Source organism: Paenibacillus sp. MT86 (genome assembly GCF_058792535.1).
The window spans coordinates 2102462-2115684 of record NZ_CM179499.1; the positions used below are offsets into that span (position 1 = coordinate 2102462).

The following is a 13223-nucleotide window of genomic DNA, read 5'->3' on the forward strand; positions in this document are numbered from 1 at the left end:
TCGTCAGATCACTCGGCGGCAAAAGCAAGGCCAAGTAGGGTGGAACCGCGGGAAGCTACAGCTCTCGTCCCTATGTCTGTACAACAGGCGTAGGACGAGAGCTTTTTGTTGTACAGAGAAATGTTAGCATGATGGATTGGATTCGAAAAAGAAAACAAAGGAGCTAAAATCATGAATTTCCAGCAGATGATTTTGACGCTGCAGCAATTTTGGGCGGAACAGAATTGCATCATCGTGCAGCCGTACGACACGGAAAAAGGCGCCGGTACCATGAACCCGATGACGTATTTGCGTTCGATCGGACCTGAGCCGTGGAACGTGGCTTATGTTGAGCCTTCCCGTCGCCCGGCCGACGGCCGCTATGGGGAGAACCCGAACCGTTTGTATCAGCATCACCAATTCCAGGTCATTCTCAAACCTTCGCCTGACAATATCCAGGAGCTGTATTTGGAAAGCCTGAAGCGTCTTGGCATCAATCCGCTTGATCATGACATCCGTTTTGTCGAGGACAACTGGGAAGCGCCAACGCTCGGTGCATGGGGCTTGGGCTGGGAAGTATGGCTCGATGGTATGGAGATCACGCAGTTTACGTATTTCCAGCAGGTTGGCGGCATTGACGCCAATCCGGTGGCTGTGGAGATTACCTACGGCATGGAGCGCCTTGCATCCTACATCCAGGATAAAGAGAACGTGTTCGATCTGGAGTGGGTAGACGGCATTACCTACGGAGACGTGTTCCATCAGCCGGAATTCGAGCATTCGAAGTATACCTTTGAAGTGTCCGACGTGAAGATGCTGTTTACGCTGTTTAACATGTACGAGGAAGAAGCGAATAAAGCGATGAACCAGCATCTGGTGTTCCCCGCTTATGACTATGTTCTGAAATGCTCGCACACGTTCAACCTTCTGGATGCCAGAGGCGCGATCAGCGTAACGGAGAGAACGGGATACATCATGCGCGTGCGCAACCTGGCTCGTCAGGTAGCTGCCACGTATTTGGAGGAGCGCGAGAAGCTGGGCTTCCCGCTGATTAAGAAAGGGGGCGCAGAGCATGTCTAAGGATTTATTGTTTGAAATCGGTCTGGAAGAAGTGCCGGCGAGATTTCTGCGCGCCGCGATGGAGCAGCTTCAGGACAAGTTGGTCAAATGGCTGGATGCTTCCAGAATCGCGCATGGCGAAGTCACGGCATTTGCTACCCCGCGCCGCTTGGCGGTATGGGTTCAGAACGTTGCGGATAAGCAAGAGGACGTCAGCGAGGAAGTGAAAGGGCCTTCCCGCAAGATCGCTCTTGATGACAGCGGGCAGTGGAGCAAGGCGGCTCTTGGTTTTGCCAAAAGCCAGGGCGTTGATCCCGAGAGCTTTATGTTTAAGGAGCTCGGCGGAGTCGAGTATATTTACGTGACGAAGAATAGCGTCGGCGTGGATACGAAGTCCATCCTGTCCGAAGGGTTGCTTGGAATACTGACTTCGATGACATTCCCGAAAAACATGCGCTGGGGAGCGCACGAATTCAAATTCGTCCGTCCGATTAAGTGGATGGTCGCGATGCTGGGCAGCGAGACGGTAGATCTGGAAATTACGGGCGTGAAGGCCGGTAACGTAACTCGCGGGCATCGTTTCCTTGGCGGAGAAGCCGTAATTCCGGAAGCATCTGCTTACCGCGACGTACTTCGCGAACAGCATGTTATCGTCGATGTGAATGAGCGCCAGGAGATGATCGTTTCGCAAATCCAGGCGCTGGCCCAGGAGAAGGACTGGAATATCGCGATCAAGGATGACCTGCTAGAAGAGGTATTGTTCCTGGTTGAGACTCCAACCGTGCTGTACGGATCGTTCGACTCCTCATTCCTTCATATTCCGCAGGAAGTATTGATTACGTCCATGCGTGAGCATCAGCGGTATTTCCCGGTGCTGGATAAGCAGGGACAATTGCTTCCGTATTTCGTAACGGTTCGCAGCGGGGACAGCCGCTCCCTCGACGTGATTGCGAGAGGAAACGAGAAGGTGCTGCGGGCCCGGTTATCGGATGCAAAATTTTTCTATGAGGAAGACCAGAAGCTTCAGATCAAGGATGCCCTGTCGAAGCTGGAGAGCATCGTTTTCCATGAAGAGCTGGGGACGATCGGCGATAAAGTCCGCAGAATCCGACGGATTTCGGATCAGTTGTCCGCGAAGCTTAACGTTTCTGCAGACGCAGCGGATTCCGTAAGCCGTGCGGCCGATATTTGCAAATTCGATCTGGTGACGCAGATGGTCTATGAGTTCCCTGAATTGCAGGGGGTCATGGGAGAGGATTACGCAAGAAAAGCCGGTGAGAAGGAGCATGTGGCCAAAGCGGTGTTTGAGCATTACCAGCCTCGCTTTGCCGGTGATTCGGTGCCTTCCACAATGGTGGGTTCCATCGTAAGCATCGCCGATAAAATCGACACCATCGTGGGATGTTTCTCCATCGGCATTATTCCGACTGGCTCCCAGGATCCTTACGCACTCCGGCGTCAGGCTGCGGGCATCGTTCAGATCATCTTGGAGCACAAACTTCCGGTGACTTTATCCGACGTGTTCGGCGTGGCGCTCGAGGTTCACGAGAACATTCGCGTATTGAAGCGATCGACGGACGAGATCCGCAAAGACCTTAAGGAGTTCTTCGGGCTTCGCGTGAAGAAGCTGTTGTCCGAAGACCAGCGTTATGATGTGGTGGATGCGGTCATTACGGCCGGATTCGATCATGTGGTGTCCGTCGTATCCCGCGGCCATGCGCTGATGAATGCCGTGGAGAGCGTCCAGGATTTCAAAACGACGGTAGAGTCCTTCAACCGGGTCAGCAATTTGGCTGCCAAGGCGGGCAAGGCCGCTGTCAACGCCGAACTGTTCACGGAATCGGAAGAAAACAAGCTTTATGAAGCTTGGAACGCGATTCGCGCAGATTACCATGCCGCGCTGCAGGCAGCGGACGGCGAACGTTCATTGTCCTTGCTGAGTGGACTAAGGGAGCCGATTACCGGGTTCTTTGATTCGGTCATGGTGATGGCTGAAGACGAAGCGGTTCGGGCCAATCGCCTCGCGCTGCTCTCCGGCATCGACGGTGACTTGAAGCGGTATGCCGATTTCACGAAATTGGTGTGGTAGTAGTGACAGCATGATTTTGCAAATGGTATAATGTATTGTTCAGTGAAAGCGACAGCCCGCGGTTCAGCGCGGGATGGCGCTTTCGCTATGAACGGACGGATTCAAGCAAGGGCAAGGTCATTGTTTATTTGGGCAGCAGGATTTTAATCGGCCAAAGACGTATATAATAATATACAGCATAATAAGGACCCAAGATTAAGATAAGAGCCGGTGATGCGTATGAACGAAAGCTCCATTTCGATCGTGGTTGACGGGGATGCTTGTCCAGTCAAGAAGGAAATCGCAGAGACTGCTCGTACATTCCGTGTGCCGGTGCTGCTTGTTTCTTCCTATGATCATCTGCTGCAAGCCGAAGAAGGGGTTACGACGATCCAGGTGGACCGGAGTGATCAAAGTGCGGACCTCTACATCGCCAACCACATATCCAGGGGGGATATCGTGGTGACGCAGGATTATGGACTGGCTGCGCTTGCGCTTGCCAAATCATGCCACGTGATCTCCTTTCGCGGCCGTATTTTCCATAATACGGATATCGATTTCATGCTGGATTCCCGTCACCATCAGGCGAAGGCGAGGAAACAAGGAAGGTATGGCAAAGGGCCCAAGAAACTGCTTGACGAAGACCGGAGGTTTTTTCAACATAAACTGACAAAACTTTTGCGTGAATTGCAGGAGAATGTCCACCCGTAGCGAATACTATTTACGTGCCAAAAGAGATGAAGGTGGTTTGGATGAGTACCGGACAAGGCAATATTCCGGATGATGTCATTGAGGAAGTACTGGCCAAAAGCGATATTGTGGATACGGTCAGCAAATACGTGCATCTTACCAAACAGGGGAAATACCTGAAGGGCTTATGCCCGTTTCACTCAGAGAAGACTCCTTCCTTTACGGTTACACCGGAACGCCAAATCTTTTACTGCTATGGCTGCGGTAAGGGCGGAAACGCCATTAAGTTTAGAATGGAAATCGAAGGATTTTCTTTTCCCGAAGCCGTCAAGACAATGGCAGAAGAGAATGATATCTCGTTGCCGGAAGGTCAAGGAGTTCCCGTAATTCCTCGTAATCCGGAAAAAGAACGTTTGATTGAAGCGTATGAGCTTAGCGCCAAGCTGTACCATTTCCTGCTGAAGAATACGGAACATGGTACGGAAGCCATGAAGTATTTAAGAGCCCGCGGAATGAACGACAAGATGATTGATCAGTTTCAAATCGGTTATGCGCCAGATCGTTGGGACACGCTGGTTCAGTTCCTGACCAAACGCTCCTTTGACTTGAAAGAGATGGAAAGAGGCGGTTTATTATCCGCAAGACATGAACAAGAAGGCTATCTCGACCGTTTTCGCGGACGAATCATGTTTCCGATACATGACCGCAGCGGCAAGGTCATCGCGTTTGCTGGCAGAATACTGGGGGACGGTCAACCGAAGTACCTGAATTCCCCGGAGACACTTCTATTTAATAAGAGCCGCACATTGTACAACCTGCACCAGGCCAAAACATCCATACGCAAATTGCGTCAAATCCTGTTATTCGAAGGATACGGCGATGTCATTTCGTCATGGGAAGCAGGACTGCACAACGGCGTGGCAACGATGGGAACCTCTCTAACGGAAAACCAAGTGGCAATCATGAAATCGGTGGCTGAAGAAGTTGTTGTTGTCTATGATGGCGATAAAGCCGGCATGGCCGCCGCGTCAAAAGTCATTCCAATGCTGGAAGGCGTTGGTCTCAAGGTACGAATCGCTTTGGTGAACGAAGGAATGGACCCGGATGATTATATCCGCAAGTTCGGTCCCGAGCGTTTCAGGCATGTGGTAGAAACAGCCGTTTCAACAACAAAATTTAAACTTATATATCTGAAGAAAAACCATATACTGCTAGAAGAAGATGGTAAAATTGCGTACGCCAAAGAGGCACTGCCCATTATCGCCGTACTGGATTCCTCAACCGAACGGGAGGTTTATTTGAGGGAATTATCCTCCGAGCTTCATCTTTCCTACGAAAGTCTTAAGCAGGATTGCAATCTGCTTCGGCAATCGATGCAAAAAAAGATGGGCGATGGGGATAATAAGGAAAAAAGGTGGAATAATGGTAGGCATAAAAAAGGGCGCCAGCCCGCCCCGGCACTTCTGCCTGCTTACCATGCTGCAGAACGGCGGCTGCTGTCGCTGATGCTGCAGGATGCGGAGGCCGCGCGATACGTTGGCGATCGCCTGGGAGAAGCGTTTAATATTGAAGATCATGCGGCAATCGCTGCTTATCTATATGCTTTTTACGCACAGGGCAAATCTCCGGATATCAGCCGTTTCATGTCATCGCTCCAAGACGATCGTTTGGAAATGACGGTCAGCTCGATCATGATGATGGAAGCACCCGCCGAGTGGAACGTTCAAGTGCTCGATGATTGCATACGCGAGGTGCTGAAATTTCCGCAGCAGAGAGAGATCGACCAGAAAAAAGAAGAAATGATAAAAGCGGAGCGCTCTGGTGATTTTTTGCGAGCCGCGCAAATTGCAAGTGAGATTATCGCCCTAGAAAGACAATGAAGCCCCGCGCATTGCTGTTTCTAGGGAGGAGGGAGTCGAATGATGGCGAATGATCAGCATACTGAACTAGAAACGGAATTTACGCTGGATCAAGTCAAGGATCAGTTGATTGAACAGGGTAAAAAGAGATCCGTATTAAGCTATAAAGATATTATGGAGAAATTGTCGCCATTTGATCAGGACACGGAGCAGATGGAAGAGTTCTATGAGCAGCTGGCCGACCTGGGCATCGATGTGGTAAATGAAAATGACGAAGAGGGCCCTCACCGGCAATCGGGAGATTCCGAATCCCATGATAATGAGGATTTTGGATTTGACGACGATCTTTCACTGCCTCCGGGGATCAAAATTAACGACCCGGTTCGGATGTACCTGAAGGAAATTGGTCGGGTTCCGCTGTTGTCCGCGGATGATGAGATTGAGCTTGCCAACCGGATTGAACAGGGAGATGAAGAAGCCAAGCGCCGTCTGGCCGAAGCCAACCTGCGTCTCGTCGTAAGTATTGCGAAGCGTTATGTGGGTCGTGGAATGCTGTTCCTGGATTTGATTCAGGAGGGCAACATGGGTTTGATCAAAGCCGTGGAGAAATTCGATTACAAAAAAGGCTTCAAATTCAGTACGTATGCGACTTGGTGGATTCGCCAAGCGATCACGCGCGCGATCGCGGACCAGGCCCGTACCATCCGTATTCCCGTGCATATGGTAGAGACCATCAACAAGCTGATTCGTGTATCCAGACAGCTTCTGCAGGAGCTTGGGCGCGAGCCTTCGCCGGAGGAAATTGCTGCAGAGATGGAACTCAGCGTTGAGAAAGTCCGGGAGATCATGAAGATTGCCCAGGAGCCGGTTTCGCTGGAAACGCCGATCGGCGAAGAGGACGATTCCCATCTTGGGGATTTCATCGAGGATCAGGAAGCACTCGCTCCTGCTGACGCGGCTGCCTACGAGCTCCTGAAGGAACAGCTCGAGGATGTGCTGGATACGCTGACAGAGCGCGAGGAGAATGTCCTTCGCCTTCGTTTCGGACTCGATGACGGCCGCACAAGAACGCTGGAAGAGGTCGGCAAAGTATTCGGCGTTACGCGTGAGCGGATACGGCAGATCGAAGCCAAAGCGCTCCGTAAGCTTCGTCACCCGAGCCGCAGCAAGCGGTTAAAGGATTTTCTCGAATAGCTTAATCCACGGACCTTCTGCAGTAACGCAGCAGGTCCTTTTTTTCGAATGCAAGCAGGGCGAATGAAGTTTCTTGGTTCTGGAATTTCTTCCTGCATTTGTTGTATTGGTCTTTATTTTAGCTCTTTTCCAGACCCATTGCAAATGACTTGGCACCAGGTTGGATTGCCGGATTTGCGGGTTTGCAGTTTGGTATTGTGTCTGTTAGGGTAATGAATAGATCGTGGATTGAACGAAAATATGGAATGTAAGGGTGTCAGCATTGAAATTATCAATAAGATTAACGAAAATTCTGGAGAAGATTCCGCGCGGCAGCAAACTTGCAGATATCGGTTCGGATCATGCCCTGCTGCCCGTGGCTGCCGTGGAGTGCGGAGCTGCGGTTCAAGCCGTCGCCGGTGAGGTAAATCCAGGACCTTACGATGCTGCCGTCAAGCAGGTCATCGAATCAGGGATGACCGATGTCATCAGCGTGCGAAAAGGGGACGGATTGAATGTGCTCTCGGCCGGTGAGGCCGACGTTATTACCATTGCCGGCATGGGCGGCAGCCTGATTGCAGCGATTCTGGATCGCGGGATCGAGAAGCTGGCCGGCGTTCGCAGGCTTGTTTTACAGCCGAACGTGGGAGAGGATATTTTGCGCAGATGGCTGCATTCCCATGGCTGGGTGCTGATCGAGGAATGGATCCTGGAGGAAGACGGGAAAATTTACGAGGTGCTGGTCGCCGAGCCTTCGGACGGAACGGACCTGACGAATGAACAGGTATACAAGGAAAGGACGATCGGAGACGGTGTCCGGCTTTCTGCGAACTGGCTGTTCCGTATGGGGCCTTGGTTGACGCAATCCCCGAATCCGGTTTTCCACGATAAATGGACGTCGGAGATGGAGAAGATGGGGCATATACTTCAGTCGTTATCGCGTTCGGATCTGCCCACGGCGGCCGATAAGGCGAGCGAGATTCGATCGGATATCGAGTTTATTCAGGAGGTGCTGGCATGCTTGCCAAAGGACAAACCGTAATTCAATACATGGAGCAATTGGCCCCGAAGCACGTGGCCGAACCCGATGACCGAATCGGGCTCCAGCTTGGAACCTTGCAAAAGGACATTCGCACGGTGCTGGTTGCACTGGACGTGAATGATGAAGTGGTGGATGAAGCCATTGAGCTTGGGGCTGATCTGATTATCGCGCATCATGCGATTATCTACCGTCCGCTGAAGCAGCTGCAGACGGATACGCCGATGGGCAAGGTATACGAGAAGCTGATCAAACACGACATCGCGGTCTATGTAAGCCATACCAATCTGGACGTAACCGAGGGCGGCATGAACGATTGGATGGCGGAGGCGTTGGGCATCGAGGATACGTCGCCCATCCATGACATGCATAACGAGCAGCTGTCCAAGCTGGTGGTGTTTGTTCCGAAGAGCCATCATCAAGAGGTGCTGGATGCCGTGCTCGGGGCCGGCGCAGGCTGGATCGGAAATTACAGCCACTGCAGCTTCAATATCGAGGGCTTCGGTACCTTCGTTCCAAGAGAAGGCAGCACCCCTTTTCAAGGTAAAGAAGGAAAGATGGAACGGGCAGACGAGGTCCGGATCGAAACGATCGTTCCCCACACGATTAAGAACAAGGTCATCCAGGCCATGCTGAAGGCGCATCCTTATGAAGAGGTTGCCTACGATCTGTATAACATGGACCTGAAGGGAAGATCCCTCGGTCTTGGACGGGTCGGGAAGCTGAAGGAGCCCCTGATACTGGCTGAGTTGGTCGACGTGGTAAAAGAGAAGCTGGAGGTCCCTCATGTTCGCGTCGTAGGAGAACTCGACCGTACCATACGCAAGGCAGCCGTTATCGGCGGCTCCGGAGGACGCTACATGATGAAGGCGCTGTTTCGGGGAGCAGACGTGCTGGTAACGGGGGATGTGGATTATCATACGGCACAGGACGCGTTGGCCGCAGGACTTACCATCATTGATCCTGGCCACAATGCCGAGAAGATCATGAAAGTCAAAGTTGCCGAGTGGATGGAGCAGAAGCTGCAGGAGCATAAGTACGAAACTCGGGTCGTGGCTTCCCGCATCAACACGGAGCCGTTCCAGTTTGTTTGATTTCGGAATGGGAAAATAATCAGCTGTTGTTAATGTTTAATGGTTGTGTACCGCATGGAATCACGATATAATATGTAATGTTGTCCGGAAAGTTTGACAGACAATCGCTGGCGGCCTCAAAGCCGCGAGAGGAAAGTCCGGGCTCCATAGGGCAGGGTGCTGGATAACGTCCAGTCAGCGCGAGTTGAAGGATAGTGCCACAGAAATGGACCGCCGATGGCCGCCTTAGGGCGGCACAGGCAAGGATGGAACCGAGGTGTAAGAGACCCCGAGGAACGCTGGTGACTTCGTTCCTGGTAAACCCCACCTGGAGCAAGACCTAATGGGACGCAGTCTCCTTCGAGGAGACAGCCTTAGCCCGAGGCGCGTCCGGGTTGGTCGCTTGAGCCGATTAGTAATGATCGGCCTAGATAGATGATTGTCGCTTATGGTGGCAGGGTAGTTCCCGCTATGACCACGAAGAGCACAGAACCCGGCTTACGGAAAACTTTCCCAACTGCACAACGTTTATGAATATGCTAAGGTACAAACGCGTATTTTCTTTTCACTCCTTGTAGGGGGTGTATAGGAAATACGCGTTTTTTCAAGATATCAGAAAGTTAAACTTCGAAGCTTGGGTCTTCCTGATATCGCAAGAAAAACTTCCTCTAACCGCGGTCTGTCTTCCGAGAAAGTACGTCGATAGACGTTTTTCTTCTGGATTTGTGAAAATATTGGGAGATCATGTGCCCTGTACGGATAATCGTCCATACCAAATAGCCCTTGGGATAATAAGCTATAATCATCAACGGAAAGGAGATGCAAACACATGTCTTGTCATAACGATTATCCATGTCCTCCGGTGTCCCCGATTGTGTGCGATCCGATTGTAGTCGTGAGAGACCACTATGTACCGCAAATCGTACCGGTTATTCATCCTATAAAAGTGGTGGATAAGATTCACTGCGTCCCGGTAGAAAAACATCTGTACACGTACAGCGAAGAAGAAGTCGTAACCGAAAATGGAGGCTACGGCGGCGTTACGGTATCCGGCAAGCGTTCCAAGAAAGCTACAGTGCGTACCAGCCGTACCCGCCGGAAGAAATAAATGTGACGGCATTGTCTCGGATCATGAATAGAGCAGCCAACGCGAGAGGCGGAAGCTGCTTTATTCTTTATCTTTTATTCGTTTGAGCCGTTTAATTTGCGGAGCTCTTGCTCCAGATTGCGAAGGGTATGGCCGGGCCACATTTGAAGAGGCACTTCAGGCGCGCCAACCGCTTTCAAGGACTGGAAGATATCGATCTGACCATGACCGTAATATTTATCCCTTCCCTTGTCGCCGAGATCCACCGCTTGGTTGATCATGACGTCCATGACTTCTTGATTGGTCAGGTCAGGATTAAGGGAACGGATGAGCCCCGCCATGGCGGCTGCATGGGGACTGGCCATGGAGGTCCCGGATAGAGCAGCATATTGATTTCCCGGGAAGGTGCTTGCGATATTGGTCCCTGGAGCGGCCACATCGATGTAATCGCCGTAGTTGGAATATTCGGCCCGCTTCTGATTGGAATCCGTTGCGGCGACAGCCAGCACCTCCGGATAGGCGGCAGGATAGCCGGGGCGCTCCGTGTTGTCGTTGCCTGATGCGGCAACAAGCACAACGTCGCGATCATAGGCGTATTTAACGGCATCATGCAGGAACTGGGAGTCGGCATAGTTGCCAAGACTCATATTGATTACCTTGGCTCCGTGATCCGTGGCCCAAATAATGCCTTCCGCGACAGCATAGGTTGTTCCCGATCCGGATCCGTCGAGCGCTTTGACCGGCATGATTTTGTTGTACCAGCTAACGCCCGCAACGCCTTCGCCGTTGTTGACCAGGGCACCGATGATCCCGGCTACGTGCGTCCCGTGACCCACATCATCCAGCGGCTGTTTGTCTTTCTGGACAATGTTGTATCCTTCCACCAGTTGTCCGTCCAAATCGGAATGCTGAAGATCCACCCCTGTGTCAATTACGGCGATGATGACATCTTCGCTGCCTTTGGACAGATCCCAGCCCCGGTTTGTCTCGATGACGGGCAGATTCCATTGATATTCCGAAAACAGGAGATCATTCGGAATATTGACTTGGGCATTCGTCCCATCCGGGAAATCCGAGTTAACCCGGGATTGAGGGCTGCGATCATTGGTTAAATAAATGTAGTGAGGCTCCGTGTATTTGATTTTCCACTTCTGCTGGAAATAGGAGCGAAGCTTCTGGTAATCCATATCTTTGGAACGGAAAACATAGGCATAACCCAGTTTCCTTGGCGTTTCGCATGATATTTCCTTGGAGATATCCAACAGCTGCTGCTTTGACGGTTCATTTTGAAAGGACACCACGATTTCATTTTCGTAAAAATGACTGGCCTTTTCATTATCATGGCCGGTTTTGACGGTGATGTCGGAGAGGGTATCCGCATGGATGGACTCGACCCGGAATTTTCCTTCCTTCGGATACGGAATTAAGCGGAGATTCCGCTTCTGATGATTGCTTACCTCTTGGAGCACGGCTTGATTGACCAGGGCGGCAGCGCCATATCTGCCATCCTTGGACGGTTCGGCCACAACAAAATAAGGCTGCCCCGCCGCGTTGAATTTGGGGGAATCATAAGGTTCGCCACGTTTCAATTTCTGCTGCGCCAGTTGAAAATGATGAGCGATCCGATTTTTGTCGGTTTTGCTCATTTTGGGAAGCTGGCCTTGAATGTCCGCCATCTTGTTTTCCTTGAGGTTATACCAGCGTACTTGCTGAAAATGCTTGTGCATCTTTTGCTCTTTCTGCGTATACGCCTTGACTTGCCCCGCGCTGCGCAAAGAATCATTGTTCAGCATTTTGCGGAGGTGTCCCCTGGCATCGAGACGGTTTAATTGATCCGTTGCCTGGATATCGCCCAGCATGGTAAAATGCTTGGCCTTGTTCTCCTGCTGGGGTTTTAAGGGCCGTGACGGTTCAGCCGTTGGAGCCGGCTGTTTCGAGCCGGGGATGAACAGCAAGATCAAAAGCGCGCCAATAACTGACGCTGCCCCTATAATGCTCCAAAAGGTACGAGATTTCACATATTTTCCTCCTCGCCGCATTTCAGGATGTAAGTAATCTTAGCGTGGGAAGAGTGTATCCTTTTTATGCGTGCAAGAAATCTTTAGTCAATAAGAGTGAATACGCCAAAAAAATGTACTAAAAATAACCTTGTAAGTGTATTCATGATAGGGATTTCGTTATCCCAAAATTTGTGTTAGGATAGTACATATTAGCATGACCGTCAGGCCGTTTTGGCCTGCAGGTCACGACCATTTAAGGGGGATCTATCGTAATGCCAGCAGACAATCTTCAGAAATTATGCTCAGAATCCAGAGAAAAGTTGAAATCTGCTATTTCGATTATGGAAACGTTTTTGAATGAACATGCTTTATCTCAATTGGTAACGGAACAGGACGAGGAAACCGTTCACTTTTACAAAGGATTTCTGTCGGATGTTCGCCATTTGCTCGTATTTTCTGAAGTTTCCTATGAGAAGCTAGGCGTTGTACAGCGTCGCCCTAATTTTGATATCGATTTTGCCGAGAAGGCTTTGTATAATTTGTATCATCGCTGCGTGAACAGCTTCTTCTATCCAAAAAATGAAAGTTATTCCGAAGATGGCCGTTACGCCTACACCGGACAGGATGCCATCCGTTTCCGGAAGAAGCCGGTACGTCCCGCACGTGACGTCATCATGAACATTACCAAGATTTATGAAGAGCTTCGCGACGATCTTGCTTATTACGAGAGCGATTATTTGACGGAGCGCCGGATGCAATCCGAGAGAAGCCACGCTTAGTATAATTATGGAAGACTCAAGAGATGCCAGCCGTTGGCATCTCTTTTTTGCGTTCCGCGCCTAAGGCACCAACTGACAATCGTTATCGTGCATACCGGCCCTAAACATAGGAAAAAATGTTGACGAGGTGATGCTAAAATGGCCAACGAAGCCAAACCATTAGTGAAGTGCAGTGTCAGCAATTGCCATTACTGGGGAGAACAAAATTTATGTCATGCCGAGATGATTATGATCGAGATTGACCGTCATGCGAATGTGAAACTTAACGAAGAGTATGGGGCAGAGCCTTACGTAGACGATCATCAGGATGTTGCTGACAAGTCTTCCGAGACCTGCTGTCTGACCTTCAAGCCGAAGGGCTGACGGGCACAAGCTCCGGATAAAGTTCGGGTGCCGGGCACTTTAGGATGATGGAAA

11 protein-coding genes and 1 other RNA gene are annotated in these 13223 nt (G+C 50.9%); 11 read left to right on the plus strand and 1 reads right to left on the minus strand.

The window, feature by feature from the left end:
- Positions 1–171: 171 nt before the first annotated feature.
- The 9 genes from glyQ (at position 172) to AC3RCL_RS09085 (ending at position 10048) form a co-directional block, all read left to right on the plus strand.
- A complete protein-coding gene (gene glyQ / locus AC3RCL_RS09045; protein ID WP_015734204.1) occupies positions 172–1059 on the plus strand; it encodes a glycine--tRNA ligase subunit alpha in 888 nt (295 codons plus the stop codon).
- Positions 1052–3127, plus strand: coding sequence for a glycine--tRNA ligase subunit beta (gene glyS / locus AC3RCL_RS09050; protein ID WP_492535225.1), 2076 nt, complete (start codon positions 1052–1054; stop codon positions 3125–3127). The genes glyQ and glyS overlap by 8 nt, the downstream gene beginning before the upstream one ends.
- A 213-nt stretch (positions 3128–3340) precedes the next feature.
- Positions 3341–3817, plus strand: coding sequence for a YaiI/YqxD family protein (locus tag AC3RCL_RS09055; RefSeq protein ID WP_096773049.1), 477 nt, complete (start codon positions 3341–3343; stop codon positions 3815–3817).
- Positions 3818–3858: 41 nt separating this feature from the next.
- Positions 3859–5676 (plus strand): DNA primase, encoded by a 1818-nt coding sequence (dnaG, locus tag AC3RCL_RS09060; protein ID WP_015734206.1) that lies wholly within the window; start codon positions 3859–3861, stop codon positions 5674–5676.
- A 42-nt stretch (positions 5677–5718) separates the two neighbouring features.
- On the plus strand, positions 5719–6849 hold the full coding sequence (rpoD, locus tag AC3RCL_RS09065; protein WP_036666181.1) for an RNA polymerase sigma factor RpoD: 1131 nt from the start codon (positions 5719–5721) through the stop codon (positions 6847–6849).
- 262 nt (positions 6850–7111) lie between these two features.
- Complete coding sequence (locus AC3RCL_RS09070; protein WP_041621953.1) at positions 7112–7870, plus strand: tRNA (adenine(22)-N(1))-methyltransferase; 759 nt, start codon at positions 7112–7114, stop codon at positions 7868–7870.
- The gene (locus AC3RCL_RS09075) at positions 7846–8961 is read left to right on the plus strand and encodes a Nif3-like dinuclear metal center hexameric protein (RefSeq protein WP_015734208.1); all 1116 of its coding nucleotides are present in this window, start codon (positions 7846–7848) and stop codon (positions 8959–8961) included. The genes AC3RCL_RS09070 and AC3RCL_RS09075 overlap by 25 nt, the downstream gene beginning before the upstream one ends.
- Positions 8962–9049: 88 nt before the next feature.
- Positions 9050–9456: RNase P RNA component class A (gene rnpB / locus AC3RCL_RS09080), an RNA gene on the plus strand.
- A gap of 313 nt (positions 9457–9769) precedes the next feature.
- Positions 9770–10048: a hypothetical protein gene (locus AC3RCL_RS09085; RefSeq protein WP_015734209.1), complete on the plus strand. Its 279-nt coding sequence runs from the start codon at positions 9770–9772 to the stop codon at positions 10046–10048.
- 74 nt (positions 10049–10122) lie between these two features.
- Here AC3RCL_RS09085 and AC3RCL_RS09090 read toward each other — a convergent pair whose 3' ends face one another.
- Entirely contained in the window at positions 10123–12045 is a 1923-nt protein-coding gene (locus AC3RCL_RS09090) for a S8 family peptidase (protein ID WP_015734210.1), read from the minus strand.
- A gap of 254 nt (positions 12046–12299) precedes the next feature.
- Here AC3RCL_RS09090 and AC3RCL_RS09095 point away from each other — a divergent pair, with 254 nt between their 5' ends.
- Positions 12300–12806, plus strand: coding sequence for a YpuI family protein (locus AC3RCL_RS09095; protein ID WP_009592128.1), 507 nt, complete (start codon positions 12300–12302; stop codon positions 12804–12806).
- A 138-nt stretch (positions 12807–12944) separates the two neighbouring features.
- Entirely contained in the window at positions 12945–13169 is a 225-nt protein-coding gene (locus AC3RCL_RS09100) for a DUF1540 domain-containing protein (RefSeq protein WP_006209042.1), read from the plus strand.
- Positions 13170–13223 lie beyond the last annotated feature (54 nt).